This is a genomic window from Acidovorax sp. GW821-FHT09A11 (assembly GCF_059418365.1).
On the sequence record NZ_JBWKPS010000003.1, the window covers coordinates 702,160 to 724,248 of the forward strand.

Genomic DNA, 22,089 nt, shown 5'->3' on the forward strand with positions numbered 1-22,089 from the left:
GGTGATGACCCTAGGAAAAATGTAAAAGGTGGCCGCAGCAGCCGGTGGGCCGGCTGGGGCTCAGTCCCCCGCCGCCGAATCCCCGCGGTGGGCGAAGGCCAGGCCCACGCGGCGGTACAGGCGGCGCCAGCCGAACAGGTAGACCACCACCAGGGCCGCCGCGACCGCGAGCCAGGGGCTCTGGGGGCTGGCGAACACAAACCGCCACGCCCAGTACAGTTCGGAAAAGCCCATGAGCGCGAACGTCCCCAGCCCGATCCACGCGCCTTCCGCCCGCCAGGCGGCCACCGAGACGAACGCGTGGCCCACCCAGGCCGCCAGGCCCAGCAGCAGGTGGGTGGCCCAGGCCAGCACCGGCCGCTGCTCGAACCAGCCCGCCAGTCCGGTGAGGGTGGGCGGCGTGCCGGACCGGGCGGTCACGGCGGCCTGCACCAGGAACGCGGCCAGCACGCCCTGGTGCTGCAGACGGCGGGCGGCGGTGCCCTGCCCCTTCAGCGCGGAATCGACCACGTGGCGTGCCAGCCAGCCGCCCACGCCGCCGGCGCGGGGGGTGCCGTCTGCGGCATCCCCGTCATCGCGGGGCAGGCGCGCGGCGGCTTCCCGGGCCTGGTCGTGCAGGGCCTGGGGCACATGTTCCATGGCGCTGGCGCTGCGGCGCACCGCGTGGGCGCAGACCGCCACGGTGCGCAGCGCGGGCGGGATCTGCTCCAGCCGCCAGCCGCCCTCCTGCACATGCGCGATGCAGGCTTCCTCGCTGAGCATGTCGGGAGGGATCTGGCCGAAATCCTTCACGCCCTGGCGCAGCGCCGCCGCATAGCGCGCGGGGGTCATGAGGCGCTTGGGCACGAAGCGCACCGTGTCCTCGTCGGCCGCCAGGGCGGCATCGACCATGGCGTGGGTGATGCGTTCGCGCGGCACATCGGCCAGGGTGCGCGGGTGCGACTGCAGCTGTGCGATCAGCGTGGCGTCATCGGCCGCCTGGGCCTGGCCCTGCGCCAGGCCTTGCAGCCAGCGCGTGTCCTCGGCGGCATCCCACTGCGCGGCGTAGGGCGACTGCAGCGACAGCACCGTGGAGGCCTCGAGCGCCACTTCCTGCGTGCGGCCCAGGGCGCGCAAGGCGCTGGCCAGGATGTAGCGCGCATGCTCTTCGTGGCGCACGCGGCCGAGGCCCAGGCGGGCGTCGGCCATCGCGCCTTCAGGGTCGCCCGCCCACAGCCGAGCCCAGGCGCGCTGCACGTGCCAGTGGCTGGCCTCGCGGGGTTCGCCGTCCCGGCGGGCCTGGTCCAGGTCGTCCGCGATGAGCCGGGTGGTGACGTCCTCGCGCAGCGCGGGCGGTACGGCGAGGAACATGTCCCAGCGGTCCTGCAGCGCGGCCACGCACACGTCGGTGGTGCGCAGCGCCGCAGGGATCTTGTCCAGCGACAGGCCGTTGGCGCGCGCCGAGGCCAGGCACAGCGCGGGCGTGAGCATGTCGGCGGGAATGTGCTCGATCAGGCAGCCGTAGTCGTGCCGCACGGCGCGCTCGGCCAGCGCGGGCGTGATCTTGCGCGGGTCGATGTAGCTGATGTTGTAGATGTCGGCCTGCAGGGCGGCCTGCTCCACCGCATCGGTGCGCAGCCAGTGCGCCAGGTCCTTGAGCGGCGCCTGGGCGCGCACCGCCTTGAGCGCGAGCTCGGGCGTGAGCAGGCAGCCCCACACGTCGCACAGGCTGTTGTGGTCCCAGGTGGCGGGGATGCGGCTGTTGCGCTCGTCGCGCCAGTCCCATTCGGGCTGGCCGGCATACAGGCTGCGTGCCAGGGCCAGGGCTTCGGCGGTCATGCATTCGGGCGGGATGCCGGCCGCCTCGCGCAGGCCCCGGCGCACCAGCGATCCGAGCCGTGCGGTTGTCCGCCAGGCCGCAGGCACGTATTCCAGCGCCGCCACGTTCGCATCCAGGGCGGCATCCACCACCGCATCGTCCAGCCACTGCGCGGGCACATGGGCGATCGCATGGCGGTCGTTGCACACGGCGTGCAGCCATTCATCACGTGTCCGGGGCGGCTGCGTGGCCGGCGCGCCCTCGGGGGGCCGGCTGTCCAGCGCCGGGCCGTCGCTGTCCGGGCCTTCGGGCTCGCCGCCGTGGCCGGGCGGTTCCGTGGCGGGGCCGGCGCCGCGCGCGCGCTGCGCCAGCTGCAGCGCGTCGATGCTGGGCGCGGCCATGAGCCACAGTTCCCACCACACATCGCCGTCGCCCGAGTCCGAATGCTTGTACAGCGTGAGCCACTGTTCGCGCGCCTCGTGCAGCGCGCCGCCGTCGCCCGGCAGGGGCTTGGCCATTGCCACGGGCCAGGCCTGCGTGTAGTCGCCCTGGCGGCGCCAGGGGACGGCGTGCTCCGGGTTCGGGTCGGCGGCGCCAAAGCGCGCGCTCAGCTGCTGCACCATCGCCACGCGGGCTTCGTCCACCGCGCGGTTGAGGTCGGTGCACAGGAATTCGTAGGGGCCGTTGTGCGATTCGCTCAGGTAGGCGCGCATCACCCGCCGCACGACCACGGTGCGGCCGGCCTGCACCTGGCCGGGGTCCTGCTCCCCGTCGTCATCTTCATCTTCATCGTCGCCGTCCACGGGTTCGTCGGGCGCGAGTTCATCGCCCGCCGCCAGGCGGTGCAGCCGGGCCTCGGCGTCGGCCAGCAGGTCCACGGCCAGCGGCACGATGCCGTCGAGCGTCTTGAGGTTTTCCAGGTGGTCGGTGAGCGGCGCGTGGAAGAACGGCCCGGGGGGCCAGCAGTTCTCGCGCACGCCGCTGCGCCACAGGGGCGTGCCCCCGGCGTCGAGCAGGGCCACCTGCTGGCCGTCGTAGTGCGCGCGCCAGGCGACGGCGCCCTCGCCGTCGATAAAGGCCAGTTGCCCGTCGCGGGTCAGAAACGGCACCAGCGGCGTGTCCGGCGGGTGCCCCACCAGCCAGCCATCGCCATCGGTCAGCGGCTCCAGCAGGTGGTCGGGCGCGGGCACGAAACGGCCGTCCGGGTGCAGCAGGCCCCAGTGCGCCGGGGCCGCTGTGGTGGCATCGGCCGCGCCCTTGCGCACGGCGGCGGCGGTGCGCACGACGGCAAAGCCGCTTTCCGCCGAGAAATCCGTGCCGTAGCTCAGCGGCGGGGCCGCAAGGGGTTTGCCGTCGGCCGTGAGAAAGCCCGTGCCGTCATAGCTGTTGGCGGCCACGCCGCAGGCCATGCGCCGCGAGAGGTGGCGCCCGCCTTTCACGACCACCTTGCCGCGCGCGTTGAGGTAGCCATGGCCGTTGTCCCAGGCATGGGGTTCGTCGAAGAAGGCCAGGCCCTCGGCATTGAAGGCATCGATGCGCGGGTAGCGGGGCTCCAGCACCCAGCGGCCTTGTGCGTCGATGAGGCCGTAGGTGTCGCCGTCCAGCGAGGCGGCCGTGGCGGTGGATTCGCCAAACGGCCGCGCGTCGCGAAAGCGGGGCTCGATCACCCAGCGCCCCGTGCGGTCCACGAAGCCCTGGGTGCGCTGGTTGCTGGCCTTCTTCCACAGCGTGGCGCGCGCCAGGCCATTGGCGCCGAAGGGGCTCAGCTCATGGAACACCTCGTCGCAGGTGGTGTGGCCGGTGCGGTCGAGGATGCGCCAGGCATCCTGGCCCACCTGCACCGCGCACAAACCGTTGCGAAACGGCTGGGCGTTGTCGAATGTGGGAGGGATGGCCACCGTCCCCGCCAGGTCCATGAACCCCCAGCGCCCGCCGTCGCAGAAGCGGGCCAGCCCGTCCTCGGAAAAACTGCGCGCGTTCTGCAGCGTGGGCGGCACGCGCCACCGGCCCTCGCCGTCGATGTAGCCCCACGGGCCGTGGGCCGCGCGGGCTGCGCCGATCCAGCCGCCGCGCCCGTCGGCCCAGAAGCGCAGCACCTCGCCCAGGCCTTCGGCGGGGACCACGGCCCGGCCCGGGTGGACGATGACCAGCGCGAGGGCCTGGTGGCCGGGCATGAGCGGGATGCTGGCCAGCCAGGGGGGTGTTGGTTCGGTGTCGTTGTGGCTGGTCATTGCGGTCGGGTCCCTCGCGCGGCATCCTACCGAGGCAGATCGCTATGGCCGGTAACCATTTGCACGGCTTGGCGGATACGCCACAGCGGGCGGCGCTGCGGGCGTGTGGCGCAGGCCGGGCCGCGCCCCTCCCTCTTTTTCTAAGTAAAAACCCTGAACCAGCCACCAAGCTGTCGATCTGCCACGGGTTCGTCCGTCGTGCTGGTGAAGGCCATGGATCGCGCCATGGCCCGCCCCCTGACCCCCCCGAGGAGAACCCCATGCGATTCATGATCATCGTGAAAGCCACCGCAGAATCCGAGCGCGGCGACATGCCCACCGAACCCCTGATGGCCGCCATGGCCCGCTACCATGAAGAGCTGGCCCGGGCGGGCGTGCTGCTGGACGGCAGCGGCCTCAAGCCCAGCGCGCAGGGCTGGCGCGTGCGCTACGGCGCGGCCGGGGCGCGCACCACCATCACCGACGGTCCCTTCACCGAGACCAAGGAGCTCATCGCCGGCTACACGCTGATCCAGGTGCGCGACCGCGACGAGGCGCTGGAATGGACGCGCCGCTTCCCCAACCCGCGCGGCGAGGGCCTGGAGGCCGAGATCGAGGTGCGCCCGCTCTACGAGATGGAGGACTTCGCCGCCGTGGAGGGCGTCGAGCACTTCCGCGACCTGGAAGCCCGCCGCTGAACCGCTGCCCCTGCCTGGAGACCATCGCCATGATCAAGACCATCGCCCTCGTGCTGCTCGCCGCCCTGGCGCTGCTGCTGGCGTTTGCCGCCACCCGCCCCGACGGCTTCCGCGTGGAGCGCAGCCGCGTGATCCCCGCGCCGCCAGAACGTGTGTACGGGCTCATCCACGACCTGCGCCAGTTCAACACCTGGAACCCGTATGAACGCAAGGACCCCGCCGCCAAGGGCCAGTACAGCGCCACCACCGCAGGCCCCGGCGCGCGCTATGCGTGGCAGGGCGACAAGGTGGGCACCGGCAGCATGGAGATCGTCGACGCCACGGCCCCCGCGCGGGTTGCGATGAAGCTCGACTTTGTGGCCCCGTTCGAGGCCCACAACCAGGTGGAATTCACGCTCCAGCCCGAGGGCTCCGGCGCTACGCGCGTCACCTGGGCCATGCAGGGTCCCGTGCCGTACGTCGCCAAGATCGCCCACCTGTTCTTCAACATGGACCGCATGGTCGGCCAGGACTTCGAGGACGGCCTGGCCAACCTGCAGGCGGTGGCGCAAAAACCAGCGACCTGAACCGCGCACCTTTGCCAAACCTTCTGTTTCCCTTTACCTTCCCACCCCTTCAGGAGCCTTTCATGCACAAGCAAATCTTCGTGAACCTGCCCATCGAGAACATGGCCCGCTCGCAGGCGTTCTTCCGCGCGCTGGGCTACGAGTTCAACCCCGAGTTCACCAACGAACAGGGCGCCTGCCTGGTGGTGGGCGAGAACCTGTTCGTGATGCTGCTGGTCAGGGACTTCTACCAGACCTTCACCAGCAAGGCGATCGCCGACGCACGCACCACCTCGGAGGTGCTGGTGTGCTTCTCGTGCGACAGCCGCGAGGAGGTCGATGCCCTCGTCGCCAAGGCCGTGGCGGCCGGCGGCACCTCGCCGCGCCCGGTGCAGGACCTGGGCTTCATGTATTCGCGCAGCTTCGACGACCTGGACGGCCACAGCTGGGAGTTCGTGCACATGGTGGATGCCAGCAAGGCGCTGGGCTGAGCTTTCACCGAGGCCACCGATGCACAACCCCCGCAGTCCCGATGCCGACGCCGGCGCCGATGCCCTGCACCGCACCATCGATTCGGTGTGGCGCATCGAGGCCGCGCGCATCATCGCCAGCGTGGCGCGCATGACGCGCGACGTGGGTCGGGCCGAGGAGCTGGCGCAGGACGCGCTGGTGGCCGCGCTGGAGCACTGGCCCGCCACCGGCCTGCCCGCGAACCCGGGGGCATGGCTCATGACCACGGCCAAGCGCCGCGCCATCGACCACCTGCGCCAGCAGACGGTGCATGCGCGCGAGCACGAGGCGCTGGGCAAGGACCTGGAGGCGCTCGAAGCCCAGTACGCCCCCGACGTGGTGGACGCCCTGGTCGCTGCGCAGCAGGACGACATCGGCGACGACCTGTTGCGCCTGATCTTCACCGCCTGCCACCCCGTGCTGCCCACCGAGGCGCGCGTGGCGCTCACGCTGCGGCTGCTGGGCGGCCTCACCACGGCCGAGATCGCACGGGCGTTCCTGGTGCCCGAGCCCACCGTCGCGCAGCGCATCGTGCGGGCCAAGCGCAGCCTGTCGGCCGCTCACGTGCCCTTCGAGGTGCCGGGCGCGGCCGAGCGCGCGCCGCGCCTGGCGTCGGTGCTCGAAGTCATCTACCTCGTCTTCAACGAAGGTTACGCGGCCACGGCGGGCGACGACTGGATGCGCCCTGCCCTGTGCGGCGAAGCCCAGCGCCTGGTGCGCGTGCTGGCCAGCCTGGTGCCCGACGAGCCCGAGGTGCAGGGGCTGGTGGCGCTGCTGGAAATCCAGGCCTCGCGCCTGCCCGCGCGCACCGATGGCGAGGGCAAACCCGTGCTGCTCATGGACCAGGACCGCGCGCGGTGGGACCGGCTGCTGGTGCGCCGGGGCCTGGCCGCGCTCGACAAGGCCGAGGAGCTGGCGCGCGCGGGCCATGCCTGGGGCCCCTACGCGCTGCAGGGCGCGATCGCCGCCTGCCATGCCCGCGCGCGGCGCGCCCAGGACACCGACTGGGCCCACATCGTGGCGCTGTACGACGCGCTCGCGCAGGTGGCGCCCTCGCCCGTCGTGGCGCTGAACCGCGCCGTGGCGGTGGGCATGGCCGAAGGCCCGGCGGCGGCGCTGCGGCTGGTGGACGAGATCGCGGCGGACCCCGTGCTGGCCCAGTACCACTGGCTGCCCAGCGTGCGCGGCGACCTGCTGGCCAAGCTGGGCCGCGTGGCCGAGGCGCGCGCCGAGTTCGAGCGCGCGGCGGGCCTCACGCGCAACGCGCAGGAAAAGGCGCTGCTGCTGGCGCGCGCGGGCGGCTGAACGGCGCTTGCACCCCGGGGCCGGGCACCGCGCGCGGCGGCCGCGTGATTTTGTCCCGCGCTTTCGCCAAAATGGTACCTCGTTCAGTTTTGCCGCCCACCGCCCTGCCATGACGTACCCAGACCCCGTGTTCCCGCTGGACGGCGGCTGTACCTGCCGCCATGTCCGCTACCGCATGCTCACCGCGCCGCTTTTCGTGCACTGCTGCCATTGCCGCTGGTGCCAGCGGGAAAGCGGGGCGTCGTTCGCCTTGAACGCCATGATCGAGGCCGACAGGCTGGCACTGCGGGTGGGCGAGGTCGACCTGGTGGACACCCCGTCCGAAAGCGGCTTTGGCCAGAAGATCGCGCGCTGCCCGCACTGCCGCGTGGCGGTGTGGAGCCACTACTCCGGCGCGGGCCCGCTCGTCGCCTTCGTGCGCGTGGGCACGCTGGACGCGCCGGACCACCTGCCGCCCGACATCCACATCTACACCGCGTCGAAGCAGCCCTGGGTGGTGCTTGCGCCCGGCACGCCCGCCGTGGCGCAGTATTACGACCGGGACGCCCACTGGCCCCCCGGCAGCCTGGCCCGCCGCCAGACCCTGCTGCCCCGCATCAACGCCTACCGCGAGGCCCTGGGCCTGGACTGAGCGCGCAGCGCGCCGGCCGGTCAGCGCCGCTTTTTCCTGGTGCGGGTGTGGTGCTTCGTGGACGGCTTGGGCGCCAGGCCCAGCGCGCCGCGCGCGAGGGTGTCGGCCTGACCATTGCGGTGGCGCGGAATCCAGCGCACCGCCACATCGCCCACGGCCTGCATCAGCCCGCGCACCTCGTCGAACAGCAAGGCCAGCCGCGCGATGGGCGCGGCGCGCGCACCACCGGGGGCGAGCTGCTCCACCAACACGCTGTTGTCGCTGTACACCCGCACGCCAGCGGTTGCAGCGGTGCCCTGGGCCTGCAGCCAGCGCAGCGCCAGGGCCAGCGCCCTCAGCTCGGCCTCGTTGTTGCAGCCGGTGAAGGTGGTGGCCTCGGACAGCTGCTGCGCCACCGTGCCATCGGGCGCGTGCACCACCGCGCCCAGCCCCATGCGCCCCGGGTTGGGCACGGCGCTGCCGTCGCAATGGATCACCCAGGGGGCGGCGTTGTCGTCAGGCACGGAAAACGCGCGGCAGATACCGGCGCGGCGCGGCCGCGCGGGGCGATGTCACTTGTAGAAAGCCTCGACCTTGCCCTTGAGCTTGATCATCAGCGGGTGGCCCTTGCGGTCCACCGTCTTGCCCGCGGGCACCTTCACCCAGCCTTCGCTGACGCAGTATTCCTCGACATCCGTGCGGTCCTTGCCGTTGAAGCGGATGCCGATGTCGTGCTGGAACACCGCGGCCACATGGTGCGGGCTGCGCGGGTCCACGCTCAGGTGGTCGGGGAGTGCGGGGCGGTCGGCGGCGGCAGCGGCTGGGGTGGTGTCGGTCATGCGGTGGTCTGGTTGAAAAGCGAAAGCGCGGATTTTCCGGGATTTGGCCGGGGACCCGGATCAGGTGCCCCTGGGGCACGGCTGGAACATGAATGAAAATGCCTTCTGGCGCACTGTGGATAAGCGCCGCAAGCTATTAAATATGTAGCAAACGCATTCAGGGCGTGGCGTGCCGCGCGAGCAGCGCGCCCACCGCGGGTTTGGCGCAGCGCTGCACCAGCTGCAGCAGTGCGTGGCTGGGTTCGGCCACCCGCCAGCGCGTGCGCAGGTCGTGCTGGATGCGCGCGAGCAGCGCGGCGGCCATTTCGGCATCGGCCAGCGCCCGGTGGGCCTGGCCCGTGCGCGGCAGGCCGTGGTAGTCCACCAGCGTACCGAGCTTGTGGCTGGGGGCCTGCGGGTACAGGCGGCGCGACAGCAGCACGGTGCAGGCGAAGGGGTGCGGCGCGGCCACGCCGGCCCGTGCCAGTTCGGCCTGCCAGAACTTGCTGTCGAACGACGCGTTGTGCGCCACCATGGGCGCATCGCCCACGAAGCGCGCGGCATCGGCCATGACGCCTGCGGCCTCTGGGGCCGCGTTCACCATGGCGTTGGTGATGCCGGTGAGCTGGGTGATGAACGGCGGAATCCACGCGCCGGTTTTCAGGAGGCTCTGGAAGCGGTCCACCACCTGGCCTTTTTCCAGCAGCACGATGGCGATCTCTGTCGCGCGCGCGCCCTGGCCGGGCGAGACGCCGGTGGTTTCAAAGTCGATGACGGCGATGGGGGGCATGGGTGTGTGTCGGGGTGATATGCCAGGCTGGTGGGTGGCGAGGGTCGGGTGGCTGTCGATGCAGGTTTGGCGACTGCGTGGTGAAGCAGCGGCGCGCAGCCTTCGGGGGCCTGACCAATTTCGATCATCATTCTCGTTCACGCGGCCGTACAGCCCGCGACAGAAACCATACTTCACTGCCACCCTTTCCATGATCCTTCGAACCATCGCCCTGCGCCTGGGAGCGAGCCTGTTGCGCATTGCCGGAGCGCTGCTGTGCGTGGCCTTGCTGGCGCTGGCCGCCGTGCTGGTCCTGACCCAGATGCCGTCGCGCTCTTTCAGTGGGCCCCTTGCAGCCGCGACGGCCGAGGAGCAAGCACTGGCGCAGCGGCTGCGCCATCACGTGACGATGGTCGCGTCCGAGGAGCACAACATTCGCACGCATGCCGCGCTGGAGGCGGCGGCACGCTATCTGGAAGCGGAGCTGACGTCGTATGGCTACACCGTGCAGCGCCAGGAATTCGACGCATCGCGCCAAAAGGTTCGCAACCTGCTGGTCACGCTGCCCAGCCAGAAAGCCCCGGGCAAGCGCTTGCTGGTCATCGGCGCGCACTACGACTCCGCGCACGAAACCCCGGGTGCCAACGATAACGGCACGGGCACTGCGGCGGTGCTGGAGCTGGCGCGCAGCCTCAAGGGCCTGGGTGAGACGGCAACGTCCGATGTGATGTTCGCGCTGTACACCAACGAAGAGCCGCCCTACTTCAAGACACGGCTCATGGGCAGCCGGGTGCATGCCGAGGCATTGAAGGCGGCGAATGCGCCTGTGCAGGCCATGCTGTCGCTGGAGACCATGGGCTACTTCTCCGACGAAGCTGGGTCGCAGAAGTACCCGTGGCCGCTGAACCGCTTCTACCCTACGCAGGGCGATTTCATCGCCTTCGTGGGCACTGCTGCAGACCTGGGTTTGGTAAGGAGGTCGGTCAAGTCCTTCCGTACCCATGCCAGCTTTCCGTCCGAAGGCATCGCGGCGCCGCGCTTCGTCCCCGGCGTGGACTATTCGGACCATGCGCCGTTCATCGACGAAGGCTATCCCGCGCTGATGGTGACCGACACGGCGCCCTACCGCTATCCGCACTACCACACGCGCCAGGACACGCCTGACAAGGTGGACTACGAGCGGCTCGCGCGGGTGGTGCGCGGCCTGGAAGGCGTGGTCCGCGATCTGGCCACCCAGCCCTGACCGGCTGCGCTAAGCACCAGGCGCGAGCCGCTGCGCCAAAAAGAACCGCAGCATCTCGCCCGTGGCATCCACCCCGCGCGGGTCGGTGTGGCTGCCCTGCGCGTTGCCGCCGGCCCAGGCGTGGCCCGCGCCGTGGAGGACCCAGTGCTCTGCGATCACTGCGCCGGTACCCCCTGCGCCATCCCCGGTCGTTGCACGGCGGCGGTACACCGTGCGCGTGTAGCCCTGGCCACCGGCCGACTGGCCCTGGTGCGTGCCCAGCTCCACGGTGCCCGGGGCGCTGGCCCGCGCCGCCTGCACCAGCTGCTCGCCGTTGCGGGCGTGCACGGTGGTGTCGGCATCGCCGTGGAAGACGATCAGGGGCGCCGCCACAACAGCCCCCGGAGCCGGGGTGCCCGCCGCCGGCCTGGCGCCATGCTTCATGGCCGACAGCGCCCCCATCACGTTGTGTGCCGCGCCGGCCTGCAGGCCCGAGTGCACGCCCACGGCCGCAAACACGTCGGGGTACTCGCGGCCCAGCAGCGCGGCCATGGCGCCGCCGGCCGACAGGCCCGCCACGTAGACGCGCCGCGCATCCACGGGGTGGCGCGCCATCACGTCCTGCACCATCGCCACCAGCAGAGCGGGTTCGCCGCCGCCCCGGCGCTGGTCTTCGGGGCGGAACCAGTTCCAGCAGCCGTTGGGGTTGGCGCTGTGGGGCTGTGCGGGGTACAGCACCAGCGCGTTGGCCGGGGCGGCGGCGGCGTTCATCCCGGTGCCGGTGGCGAAGTCCACGGGGTTCTGCGTGCAGCCGTGCAGCATCAGCACCAGGGGCATGGGCGTGCCGGCCCCCGCGCCGGGCGGCACGTACAGGCGGTAGTGGTGCGGGTTGTGCGGGGCGCCAGGGTGGCTGAAGGCGACTGCGGTGAAGCTGTCCGGGGGCTCGGCGGCGTGCGGCGCGGCGGCCGCCGGGCGGGCACCCGGCCCGGACGGTGGGGCGGGCCGGGCCGCGCCCGGGGGGACTTGCACGGTGCCGCGCTCGACCACCACCGCGTCCTCCACGTCCTGCGCCGCGCTGCTGCGCCACGGGGTTCCCGTGCGAAAGGCGAAGGGGGCTGCCGGTGCCTGCACCGGGGCGGGGCCCGCGCGTTCCGGCGGCGGCGCGGCGGGCCCCGGCGCCGTGGCCGAAGCGCTGCCCAGCGCCTGCTGGATGGCCCGCGTGGCATCCGCCAGCTGGCCGCTGCGCACCAGGTGGGTGGCCTGACCCATCAGCTGCTTGAGTTTGAGGTTCCAGTCCATGGGGTTCTTTCGTGGTGGTGGTGGTGCGCCGCGCTCAGCCAATGCGCCCTGCCAGGGCGGCCTTGACCGGGGCGCTGGCGTGAAACGCGCCCAGCACCGTGATGGAGGCAATCGTGGCCTGCGCCAGGGTGGGCGGCACGTCGTCGTCGATGCTGACCAGGCCGAGCACGCGGATCTCGAGCACCTGGCCCGCTGCCTGCACGGCTTGCAGCTCGGCGCGGCCAAACCGCTGCAGGCCCAGCACAAGCATCTTGCGGGCCACCACCTGCCGCACGGCGTCGCCCTGGGCGGCCAGCTGCTGGCGGATGGCCGTGCGGATGAAGTCGGTGCGGTTGGCATAAAACCCTTCCGACACCAGCAGGTCGATGTGGCCCAGGTCGACAAAGCCCAGGTTGATCGTGATCTTTTCGGAATCGGGAACCTTGCCGCGCACGGCCAGGGACGAAGCGGGAGCTGGGGTCATGGGCCCTCCGTGGCCGGTGGTATGGATGATTTCCATCCATATGGATGGTTTGTGGATGGTATATGGATGGAAAATCCCTTGCTTCAAGGGCCACGCGCAAAAGAAAAGAGCCCGAAGGCTCTTTGCGCATGGGTGCGAGCGGTGCCGGTGCCGGCGGCGCTCAGCCCGCCCCGCGGCTGCCCGCAGGGCCGCTGCTGCCGGCGGCGCCCCGGCGCGACTGCGCCTGGTTGCTGCTGCCCAGGTGCGTGTCGCGGTCGCCCCGGCTTTCGGGGGTGCGGCGGCCCTGGTTGATCTGGGTGGTGGGCTTGTCGCCCGTGCTGTTGTGGGCCTGGGCGACCTTGCCCGAGCCCTCGGTGTTGTCATTGCCGCCCGATGGGTCTTCCTCGCGGCGGTTTTCCTCGCTGCTCATGGAACCTCCTGGAATGGATGGTGAAGAAAAGGCGTGGCGGTGCCGTTCACGGCAGCGTCAGTTCCTTGTGCTCGCCCAGCTGGCGCGGGGGCTGGCCGGTGACGGCCGCCTTGGCCATCTTGAACAGCTGCACCATCTTGCTTTCGTCCACGTCCCAGTATTCGGCATGGCGGATGCGCACGGCCAGCAGGGCCAGCTCCGGATCGGTGTGGCCGCCCGGAAACCATGCCTGGGCCGCGGTCGACCACAAGGCTTCCTTTTGCGCCAGATCGTCCACGAAACGCGCCTGGCCCGAGAGCGAGACATAGCTGTCCGCGCCGGGGTCGGCGTACGAGACGTTCACCTCGCCATCGGTGAGGAGGCGCTCGTACAGTTCGCCGGACTTGGGGATGAAGAAATAAAGCTCCGCCTGTTCGTCCATGCGGCGGTTCTGCGTGGTCAGCGGGTGGGCATGCAGCATGCCGCTGGCGGTGCGGTGGGTCAGCATCCCGAAGCGGATGTCCTTGATGAGCTTCCACAAGGTGTCGTGGGCGGGGGTGTCGTGGGGCATGGGCTCTCCGTGCGGTGGTGAAATGGGGGAAGGGGTCGGTGCTTCCATTCACTCTAGGCAGGGTGGCGCGCGCACCGTGTCGGCCCGCCGCCCGCCGGGGCGTGGGTGTTTATCTGACACCGCCGCGCCCCGTGCCCTGTATCGCGGGCGGGGGCCCGGGGCCGGGCCCGATCAGGCCTTTTTCAGGAACTCTGACTTGAGCAGCATGCTGCCCAGCTCCGTCTTGCAGTCCACGTTGTGGCCGTCGGCGCCATCGACGAGGCGGATGCCCTTGATCTTGGTGCCCTTCTTGAGCGTGGATGAGGACCCCTTGACCTTGAGGTCCTTCACCAGGATCACCGCGTCGCCATCGGCCAGCGGGTTGCCGTGGGCGTCCAGCACGGCGCCGCCGCCCTCGGGCGCGTCGACCTCGGCGGATTCGGCTACCTGGGGCCATTCGAAGGCGCAGTCAGGGCAGATGTAGTGGTTGCCGTCGGGGTAGGTGTTCTCCAGGCCGCATTGGGGGCAGGCGGGGATGGCGTTCGTCATGGGGTTCTCGCTGGGGATGGCAAATGGGGAGGAAGGGAGGGAAGGAGGGGCAGCACGGCGCGTGGGACGGGTGCAGCCCCCGGCCCGTGCCGCCGTGGCGCCCGCTGGTGGGGACGGCGCCGCAGGCGACTCGGGGGGCATCCTACAGGGGCGCGCGTTGCTCCAGCGCAAAGGGCGGCAGGCCCTTGAGCAGGCGCTGGCCGTAGCTCGTGCGCATGAGGCGCTTGTCGTAGCAGTAGACATGCGCCTGGTCGTCCTCGGTGCGGATGGCGCGGCCCACCCACTGCGCCAGGCGGATGGCGGTGGCGGGCACCACCAGTTCGCTGAACGGGTCGCGGCCCACGGCGCGCAGCCATTCGGCGCGGGCCTCTCCCACCGGGTCGTCGGGCGGGGCGAACGGCAGCTTGGTGATGAAGACCGACTCGCACAGCCGCCCGGGCAAATCCAGCCCCTCGCCGAAGGACTGCATGCCGAAGATGACCGAGGGCTCGCCGTTCTCCACCCGTTCGCGGTGGCGCTTGAGCAGCTGCGTGCGCGGCAGCGCGTTCTGCACCAGCACCACGCCGCGCATGGCGGTGGGCAAGGCGTCCACGGCCTGGCGCATCTGCTCGCGCGAGGTGAACAGCACCAGCGCGCCGTACTCCACGCGCGCGATGTCGTGCAGCAGCGCATCCACCATCTCGGCCGTGAACTGCGCGGCGTTCTTGGGGTCGGCGCGCGTCTCGGCGGCGATCAGCGTGCCCTGGGCGGCGTAGTTGAAGGGGCTGGGCACCTCCAGCGTGGTCGCGGCCTCGTCGCCGTGCAGCCCGGCCTCGCGCAGGAAGAAATCGAAATTGCCGCAGCTGTTGAGCGTGGCCGACGTGAGCACCGCGCCGCGCACCGCGTTCCACAGGTGGTTGCGCAGCGTGGTGCCCGGCAGGATGGGGCTGGCGTGTGCCTTGACCACGATGAAATCGCCATCGACCTCCAGCGTGAACCACTTGGCCGCAGGCACGAAGCTGCGGTCTGCGCCCTGGGGGGCCTCCTGCAGCAGCAGCTGCGCGGTGGCGTGCAGCTCTTCCAGGCGCGGCGCCAGCATGCCGATCTGCGCATACAGGGTGGACAGGCGCTTGGCCTCCTCGGGCTTGTCGCGCATTTCGGCGCGCAGGGCCTTGCTGATGGCGCGCAGGGCTTCGAGGAAGCCGTCGGCGCTGGCGGCCAGCAGCCCCAGCGGCGCGGTGAGCGGCTCGGGCAGCTCGCCGCGCGGCACCCGCACCCGGGCCGGGCCCCAGGTGTCCTTCTGGCTCTTGAGCGCGGGGCCGTACACGTCCATCACGATGCGCGCGAGGTCCTGCAGTGTCTGCCGCAGCTGGGCCGCGTGGCGCGGGATGTCGGCGATCTCCTCCACCTCCAGCAGTGCGCCGATGCGCAGGCCCCGGCTGGAGAGCCGGTCGATCCACGCCAGGCGCGACAGGTCCATGCTGCAGGCGAACTGGTCGAGCGCCGTGGCGGGCAGGTGGTGAGCCTCGTCCAGCACCAGGAGGCAGTTGTCCAGCTCGGGCAGCACGCGCGCGCCCAGCGACGACAGCAGCAGGTCATGGTTGGCCACGATCACCTGCGCGCCCACCAGCTCCTTGCGCTTGTCGTAGTAGGTGCATTGGCTGAAGGCGGGGCAGTGTTTGCCCGTGCACGACGCGCCCTCGGCCGCCACGGGGCTCCACACCTCGGGCTCGGGCGGGGTCTCCAGGCTGTCGCGGTCGCCGTCCCAGGCGCCCTTGGCCAGCGTCTGCGCCATGGCGCCGTAGAACTGGATGCGCGCCTCGGTTTCCTGCCGGGGGCGCTTGGCGCGGGCGGCGGCCTCCTCCTCGGCGAACAGGTCGTCTTCATCGGACGCCTCGGCCTCGCCCGTGCCCGCCAGCCGGTCGAGCTTGAGCTTGCACACATAGCGCCCGCGCCCCTTGGCCAGCGCGAACTTGAAGGGCTGGGGCATCAGCGCGGCCAGCGCCGGCAGGTCCTTGTTGACCAGCTGCTCCTGCAGCGCCACGGTGGCGGTGGAGATCAGCACCCGCGTGCCGCGCGACAGCGCCAGCGCGATGGCGGGCGCGCAGTAGGCCAGCGACTTGCCCACGCCCGTGCCGGCCTGGATGACGGCGATGGAGCGCGTGGGCGCCGCCTCGCCGCCCTCCTCGTCCACCTTGCCCAGCGTGGCGCTGCTGAACGTGTGCGCCACCTGCTCGGCCATGCGCCGCTGGCCGTCGCGGCTGCGAAACCCGGGCGTGGCCTGCACCACCGCATCGAAAGATTCAAGGGCCTGCGCGGCCCACACCTGTTGAGACATACAGTAGTGTCGCATGGGTTGGCGCCTGCGCCTTCGCGGCCAGCGGCCGCTTCACCCGGCGGACAGATGGCGCCGGGGACTACACGGCGGCTCCAGGGGCTTTCCTACGATGAAGCCCTGTACCGCAGGAGAGATCACATGCCCACCGCCAGCACCCCGGACCACCCCAGCGCCGCCCCCACCGGCCAGCCCAGCGTCAACACCACCACGCCCCAGTCGCCCGCCACCGCCGGCCGGCGTACCCCACAGGCCGCGCCGCCGCCCGAAAGCGCCGACAAGCCCAAGCTGCCGCACGAGCGCGATGAATCGGTGGACATGACCCACGGCCAGCCCGATGCCCAGGTGGAGCAGGCCTACCGGGACGTGCAGCGGGGCCTGCAGGACACGGACCGGGGCCCGCCAGCGGACAAGGCCTATCAGAAGCAAAAGCAGTAGATGCTCTGCTTTTCATAGCTGCTGGCGCACATGGTTCATGCGGTGGACGCCAATCTGATTGATCCGCGAAATGTGGCGGTGGTCCCAAGCGCCGTGGGCGGCAGGCGCTACGCCACCCCGATCCGGTGAAACCAGCGCGGCAGATGGCCGGCGCCACCATCGGCGATTCGCGCACGCCATGGCATGCGCTCCAGAATTTCCCGCCGCAGGGTGCTCGAGGTCCGGGACGACGACAACCGCCACGCCGGCTGCCTGTGCGGCGCACGCTCCGTTCTCGCTGTCTTCAAACGCCAGGCATTGGGCTGGCTCTACCTCCAGCCGTGCAGCGGCCAGCCGGTACAGCGCCGGGTCGGTCTTGCTTCGCTCCACCTCGTTGCAGCCCGCCAGGGCCTGGAAGTGGTGCAGCACCTCCATGCGGCCCAGGCGGTGCTCGATCTCGTCGCGCCGTGACGATGACGCCACCATGATCGATTCCGGCAAGGCCCGGCCCACTACCTGTAGATAACCCGCCTTGGCCGGCAGGAGGCTGTGCGCCCGCGCTGCATTGATGCAGGCCCGCAGAGCCATGCGCTCCGAGTCGATGACAAGCCGTCCATGTCGAAGACGGGGGCGGAGAACCGGCGGGCGCCGTATCGCCCCGTCAGTGGGCAAAGATGCTCTGCATTCAATAGCATGTGGCGCGTTTCATCCAGGCACTGCGGCCATTTTGGCTTGAGTTTCGGGGGGGACCAGACACTCCCTCGTCACGCTGCAAATGAATGAAGGTAGCTTGAGTAAATTGGGCGCAATTTGATGATATTGAGAAAACAATATCACAAAATTTAACAACTGAATGCGCCATCGATTGCTACGCTCCGCCCCTCTTTGGTGAATGGTCGCCAAACGGAGATTTGCACTATTGGCGCTGGATGCCGGAGCTGGCGTAGATCAGTACCGGTATCCCCCACGGCGCGCGGTGTGAAGAAAATAAGAGAGGGTCCTCATGCGCGCGCCGATCACAGGGTGCGCAGTGGTTGGCTGCGTGCGACTGCTGTGCTTCGTTTTCGTTTTCCTGCTCTCCCACACTGCCTGGGCCGACGAGGCGCTGGGCCTGTCATGGTTGCAGGGGCAGGTTCAACCCAGCGGGGGTCTGGCGAGCGAGGCAGGTTCTGTTGCGCTGCCCGTGCAAAGCCGCTCGGAAGCCGCCGCCACCTTGCGTGCTTGGAGCAGGCCGGTGCCGCCGGTGCTGCTGGATGCGATCGCTGCGGCGAGTGACGACACCGTCGAGGTACTGGCCCGGAAGTCCCTGGCAAAACAGCTCCAATCGGCCAGCACGGCCCATCTTGACGCCCTTGCGCCCAAGCAGAACGCGGATGGCGGATTTGGCGCCACGGTGGGCTATGCCAGCAATGTGCAGGACACGGCGTGGGCCGTTGCCGCATTCACGGCGTCACGCGCTTCGTATCCCGAAACCGCCGATCAGGCGCTGGCTTGGCTGCTGGCCGCGCAGCAGGTGGACGGCCGATGGGCCCTCGCCACCGATGGCGATGCGCTTCTCTCCACGGCGCAGGCCGTACAGGCGCTCCACCCCTATCGCCAGACCTCTGCGGTGGCATCGGCACTGTCGAACGCGCGCACCTGGCTGCTCGCCGAACGCGGCGCTGCCCCGTCGTGGGGCGGGTCCCTGCGCAATGCGCAGGCCCTGCTGGCGGTGCTCCCGGGGCTGTCCACGGCAGCCGCCGTGCAGCCCGCCGTAGATTCGCTCAAGGCCGCCCAGCGCGCGGATGGCAGTTGGGATGGTGACCCGTACGTCACGGCCCTGGCGCTGCGCGCGCTCTGGATCGCGGGCCAGCCCAGCACGAATCCCGATCTGGCCAGCGTGCAAGGCCTTTTGGTGAGCGACACCACGGGCCAGCCGCTGGCGGGGGTGTCAGTGCGGTTGACCGGCAGTGCCCAGCCCGCCGTGACCAATGCCCAGGGGCGTTTCGAGTTTCTGCAGTTGGCTGCCGGCACCCACAATCTGGCGATCGAGGTCGCTGGATACCTTTCGCTGTCCGCGGACCTGGGGCTGCTCAAGGGCCAGCAGCTGGATCTGGGCACCATCCGCCTGAAGGCGCTCACGGTCGGCAATGCGAGCACCGTCACCATTTCAGGCGTTGCCAAGTTCACCAACGACGGGGTGAGTTTCCAGAACGCCGCCAACGCCACCATTTCGGTCGGCAGCTCGACCACGCAGACCAACGCCCATGGTGAGTACGTCCTCGAAGGTATTGCGCCCGGTGCGATGGGCCTGAAGGCAAGCTATTCGTCCTATCAAGCGGTCGAGGCCAGTTTCAGTGCCTTGGCGGGGCAGCAGGTGCGGTTCGACCCGGTTTTCCGCCGCAGCACCGCGCAAAGCACGCTCAAGGTGGTTGTAAGCAACCAGGCAACAGGCGCGGCGATTGCAATGGCCAGTGTGTCACTCAATGGCCTGATCCGCAGCACCAACGCCCAAGGTGAGGTTGCCTTCGACGCTGGCGTGGTGGCAGGAGACAACACCGTCACGGTGTCTGCCAGCGGCTTTGCAACGCGCATCATCACCATGAACGTGCAAGGCCATCACTCCATCGTCCTGCCTGTCACGTTGACCGCAAGCAACATCGGTTCCGATCAAACGGTGCTGCAAGGCATTGTTTCGGATGCCTCCACACGGCTGCCTCTGCAGGGGGTGTCCGTGGTCGTGGATGGCACCGGCCGCACAGCCACCACGGATGCTGCCGGGCGCTACACCATTGGTGGTGTGCCGGATATTGCTGGCTCACGCACCGTTTCCATGGAGAAAGCGGGCTATCAACGTTTTGAACAAGCCATCACGCTCGTGCAAAACGGCACACACCAGTTCGACGTGCCGCTGCACCCCAGCGTCGACCCTCAGCAACCCATCGCCATCCAGGCCACCGTCACTGACACAGCCACCCACCAGCCCATTGCAGGTGCCACGGTGACCCTTTCGGGCAGCAACCCGCAGGTGCTGCAGACCAATGCCCAGGGTGTGGCGGAAATCTCGGGCCTCAACGCGGGGGCTACCCAGGTGCAGGTGTCTGCACCCGGGTATGACAACGTGGCCTTTGCGGTGGATCTGGCGGCGGGAACGCGGTACGTGCTGCCGGTGGAAATGACCCCCAAGGTGCAAGGGCAAGACCGCATATACGGGGTGGTGCTCGATGCCCAGAGCCAACGCCCGGTGCCAGGGGCCAAGGTGGTCCTGGCGGGGGTCAGCCTGCTGGAGACCACCTCGGGGGTCGATGGCCGCTATGAATTTGCCAACATCACTGCGGGCCGCTGGAACCTCGCGGCAAACGCCCCCGGCTACCAGGGCAGCAGCAGCGGCTTTGACATCGCCACGAGCACCGCCATCAACCTGCCGCTGAAGCCGGACTATGGCCTGGAGGCCAGCAACACCCTGCGAGCCGTGGCAGTGGGGCATCCGAACTACCCCACGACCTCTGCGGGACCTGTTGGATACCTCTTCATATTTGGCGAGCAAGGCACCACGGGCCAGGTTGTGAGCAACGACGGCGCCATCAACTACAGCTTTGTTGTTGGTGCCAGCGGCGTAGCGGAACTCATGGTGCCCAACAACCAGTTTCTGCACGAGGCGGGCAAGGTAGTGGACAAGGCGCTGCAGGTGTACGCCAGCAAAGGGGTGAGCGCGTATTTCCTGAACCGCGAGATGTACACCACGGACATGTCGTACCTGCTTGACGTCACGGCGTTGGGCCTGGAATACCGCATCGTCGACTGGAACCATGCGTACAGCGTCATCCAGTTTTCACTGACCGCCGTGGAGGACGGCACGGTGGCCACCGTCACGCCTGCCAGCAGCCTGACGACGGGGCAGCCTGCGAATGTTCCCTTTGACGTGACCCTGCAAAAAGGCCAGTCCGTGATCTACACCGCCTACTCCGGCAATGAAATCACGGGCACCCGCATACAAACCAACAAACCCGTGGCGGTATTTGCGGGAGGGCAATGCGCCAACGTGCCACTCCATGCTGGCTACTGCGACCACTTGTTCACCCAGTTGCCGCCTGTGAAGCACTGGTCCGCTGAGTATGTGGCGCCCAAAACAGCCAACACCGGCACAGCGGGCAACCTTGTTCGCATCGTGGCCAACACCGCTGCCACCCAAGTGCGGGTGAACGGTGCGCTGGTGGCCACCCTGAATGCGGGGGAGTTCCATGAGGTGACTGACGCGGAGAGCCTTCACATCGTAGCCTCCGCTCCCGTGCTGGTGGGGCAGTTCCTGAAGGGGTCCACGATCACGACCGGAGGAGTGCTGGGGGACCCAGCTTTTACCTACGTGGGCGGGATCGATCAAACCCTTTCTGACTACGTGTTCACGGCGCCGACCAACCTTTCGCCCTACAAGGAAAACTACCTGAACATCGCAATTCCGACTCCTGCGATGAACAGCCTCCAGCTCAATGGCCTGCCTGTGGATGTGTCTGGTTTCACAACCTTGGGTATTAGCGGCTACAGCGTGGGCCATGTCGCGATACCTACCGGCCCAGGGCGCATCAAGGCGGCCAAGCCGTTTCTGGCCACCATTGCTGGCTTCAGCCGAGACGACAGCTACCTCACCATCATCGGGGCCAAGTACTCCGCCGGGGCATCACCCGACGACATCGTTGCGCGTGTCAGTGCCAGCACGGACAAGCCCTCTTACGCCGCCAATGCCGCGGTGCAGTTGGGCGCCTCCGTGCTCAACCTCGGCACGACATCGGCGGCGTTGACGCTCGTGCTGCGCATCCATGACGCCATCGGGGTCGAAGTTGCGCGATTTGCCCCGCACGAACTGGGTGACGTGGTTGCGGGCGCAACGCTGCCGCACAAGCAGCCATGGAACACCGCGCGCTACCCGGCCGGAACCTACACACTGGTCGCCACACTCCTGAACACCCAGGGCGAAACAGTGGACGTGGGCAGCACATTGTTCGCCATCGTTGCAGATGCACCGCAGGGCGCCGGCAAGGCTGCGCTGACCGTGGTGGTGGACAAGGCTCAATACGCACCCAATGACCGCGTACGCATCAGCAACCTGGCCCGCAATCTCACGGTAAATGCGCCAGTGGACAACGCCCGTGTGCGCATTACCGTGCGCAACCCCAACAATGCCGTGGTCTACACCCACACCCACCTGCTGGGCCAACTGCAAGCCAACGGTCTTCGGTCCACAGACACCCAGCAAACGCTTAGAACCGCGATGGAGGGAATCTACACGGTGGAGGCCCTGCTGATCGGCAGCGGCAACAACCTCAAATCGGCAACTGCACTGCCCACAAGCCAGGCCAAGGCGTATGACGTGGATGTGGACCTGGCAACGGCGACGGTTACCTACGTGGTGCGGGCCAATGCGCCAGGGGGGCCTGGAGGCCCCGGTGGCCCAGGCACACCCGGCGTCACCAATTCCATCCCCGTCAACCAGCCGTGGTTTCTGTGGCTCGCCGGCGTATTGCTGGCGGTGGTTGCCGCGTATCGCCTGCGGGCTAGCTCCTGCCAGCCTGGCCTCGCATACCGCCAAGGTGGGGGGGCGCAATGACGCAGTTGCGAAACCCCGTTGCCGCCACCGGGCTTTTGATACC

General features: G+C 69.3%; 19 protein-coding genes. 8 read left to right on the forward strand and 11 right to left on the reverse strand.

The features are described from left to right. Window positions 1-60: 60 nt before the first annotated feature. Window positions 61-4,029, reverse strand: a complete 3,969-nt coding sequence (locus AC07PV_RS10810) for a WG repeat-containing protein (RefSeq protein WP_494630213.1) — start codon at window positions 4,027-4,029, stop codon at window positions 61-63. A gap of 260 nt (window positions 4,030-4,289) precedes the next feature. Here AC07PV_RS10810 and AC07PV_RS10815 point away from each other — a divergent pair, with 260 nt between their 5' ends. The 5 genes from AC07PV_RS10815 (at window position 4,290) to AC07PV_RS10835 (ending at window position 7,697) form a co-directional block, all read left to right on the forward strand. Further along, window positions 4,290-4,706 (forward strand): YciI family protein, encoded by a 417-nt coding sequence (locus AC07PV_RS10815; protein WP_218339320.1) that lies wholly within the window; start codon window positions 4,290-4,292, stop codon window positions 4,704-4,706. A 29-nt stretch (window positions 4,707-4,735) separates the two neighbouring features. Then, window positions 4,736-5,272: an SRPBCC family protein gene (locus AC07PV_RS10820; RefSeq protein ID WP_494630214.1), complete on the forward strand. Its 537-nt coding sequence runs from the start codon at window positions 4,736-4,738 to the stop codon at window positions 5,270-5,272. Window positions 5,273-5,334: 62 nt separating this feature from the next. Further along, a complete protein-coding gene (locus AC07PV_RS10825; protein ID WP_218296378.1) occupies window positions 5,335-5,742 on the forward strand; it encodes a VOC family protein in 408 nt (135 codons plus the stop codon). A gap of 19 nt (window positions 5,743-5,761) precedes the next feature. Beyond that, window positions 5,762-7,066: an RNA polymerase sigma factor gene (locus AC07PV_RS10830; RefSeq protein WP_494630215.1), complete on the forward strand. Its 1,305-nt coding sequence runs from the start codon at window positions 5,762-5,764 to the stop codon at window positions 7,064-7,066. Window positions 7,067-7,175: 109 nt separating this feature from the next. Beyond that, window positions 7,176-7,697, forward strand: coding sequence for a GFA family protein (locus tag AC07PV_RS10835; protein WP_494630216.1), 522 nt, complete (start codon window positions 7,176-7,178; stop codon window positions 7,695-7,697). Between the two features lie 20 nt (window positions 7,698-7,717). Here AC07PV_RS10835 and AC07PV_RS10840 read toward each other — a convergent pair whose 3' ends face one another. The 3 genes from AC07PV_RS10840 to AC07PV_RS10850 form a co-directional block, all read right to left on the reverse strand. Then, window positions 7,718-8,200, reverse strand: a complete 483-nt coding sequence (locus AC07PV_RS10840; protein WP_370627749.1) for a reverse transcriptase-like protein — start codon at window positions 8,198-8,200, stop codon at window positions 7,718-7,720. 48 nt (window positions 8,201-8,248) lie between these two features. Then, window positions 8,249-8,515, reverse strand: coding sequence for a DUF3297 family protein (locus AC07PV_RS10845; protein WP_369640933.1), 267 nt, complete (start codon window positions 8,513-8,515; stop codon window positions 8,249-8,251). Between the two features lie 157 nt (window positions 8,516-8,672). After that, window positions 8,673-9,284 carry a 3'-5' exonuclease gene (locus AC07PV_RS10850; protein WP_492246111.1) on the reverse strand — a complete coding sequence of 204 codons (612 nt, stop codon included), beginning with the start codon at window positions 9,282-9,284 and terminating at the stop codon, window positions 8,673-8,675. 190 nt (window positions 9,285-9,474) lie between these two features. Between AC07PV_RS10850 and AC07PV_RS10855 the strand changes: the two genes are divergently transcribed. Beyond that, entirely contained in the window at window positions 9,475-10,506 is a 1,032-nt protein-coding gene (locus AC07PV_RS10855; RefSeq protein WP_494630217.1) for a M28 family peptidase, read from the forward strand. A gap of 9 nt (window positions 10,507-10,515) precedes the next feature. Here AC07PV_RS10855 and AC07PV_RS10860 read toward each other — a convergent pair whose 3' ends face one another. The 6 genes from AC07PV_RS10860 to dinG all read right to left on the reverse strand — a co-directional run bounded on the left by AC07PV_RS10860 (window position 10,516) and on the right by dinG (window position 16,051). Further along, the gene (locus AC07PV_RS10860) at window positions 10,516-11,784 is read right to left on the reverse strand and encodes an extracellular catalytic domain type 1 short-chain-length polyhydroxyalkanoate depolymerase (RefSeq protein WP_494630219.1); all 1,269 of its coding nucleotides are present in this window, start codon (window positions 11,782-11,784) and stop codon (window positions 10,516-10,518) included. A 34-nt stretch (window positions 11,785-11,818) separates the two neighbouring features. After that, entirely contained in the window at window positions 11,819-12,247 is a 429-nt protein-coding gene (locus AC07PV_RS10865; RefSeq protein ID WP_494630220.1) for a CopG family transcriptional regulator, read from the reverse strand. 160 nt (window positions 12,248-12,407) lie between these two features. Next, entirely contained in the window at window positions 12,408-12,656 is a 249-nt protein-coding gene (locus AC07PV_RS10870) for a hypothetical protein (protein ID WP_494630221.1), read from the reverse strand. A gap of 46 nt (window positions 12,657-12,702) precedes the next feature. After that, complete coding sequence (locus tag AC07PV_RS10875; protein ID WP_218296369.1) at window positions 12,703-13,206, reverse strand: pyridoxamine 5'-phosphate oxidase family protein; 504 nt, start codon at window positions 13,204-13,206, stop codon at window positions 12,703-12,705. Between the two features lie 171 nt (window positions 13,207-13,377). Next, window positions 13,378-13,734, reverse strand: a complete 357-nt coding sequence (locus AC07PV_RS10880; RefSeq protein WP_494630222.1) for a zinc ribbon domain-containing protein YjdM — start codon at window positions 13,732-13,734, stop codon at window positions 13,378-13,380. Between the two features lie 142 nt (window positions 13,735-13,876). Continuing rightward, entirely contained in the window at window positions 13,877-16,051 is a 2,175-nt protein-coding gene (gene dinG / locus AC07PV_RS10885) for an ATP-dependent DNA helicase DinG (protein WP_492255443.1), read from the reverse strand. Window positions 16,052-16,189: 138 nt separating this feature from the next. On the opposite strand from dinG, the gene AC07PV_RS10890 reads away from it, so the two are divergent. Next, window positions 16,190-16,486: a hypothetical protein gene (locus AC07PV_RS10890; RefSeq protein WP_218296367.1), complete on the forward strand. Its 297-nt coding sequence runs from the start codon at window positions 16,190-16,192 to the stop codon at window positions 16,484-16,486. A 12-nt stretch (window positions 16,487-16,498) separates the two neighbouring features. Here the strand turns inward: AC07PV_RS10890 and AC07PV_RS10895 are convergent, their stop codons facing one another. Then, complete coding sequence (locus AC07PV_RS10895) at window positions 16,499-17,053, reverse strand: HAD family hydrolase (RefSeq protein WP_255594801.1); 555 nt, start codon at window positions 17,051-17,053, stop codon at window positions 16,499-16,501. 415 nt (window positions 17,054-17,468) lie between these two features. Here AC07PV_RS10895 and AC07PV_RS10900 point away from each other — a divergent pair, with 415 nt between their 5' ends. Further along, on the forward strand, window positions 17,469-22,046 hold the full coding sequence (locus AC07PV_RS10900; RefSeq protein ID WP_494630224.1) for a carboxypeptidase regulatory-like domain-containing protein: 4,578 nt from the start codon (window positions 17,469-17,471) through the stop codon (window positions 22,044-22,046). The last annotated feature ends 43 nt before the right edge of the window (window positions 22,047-22,089 follow it).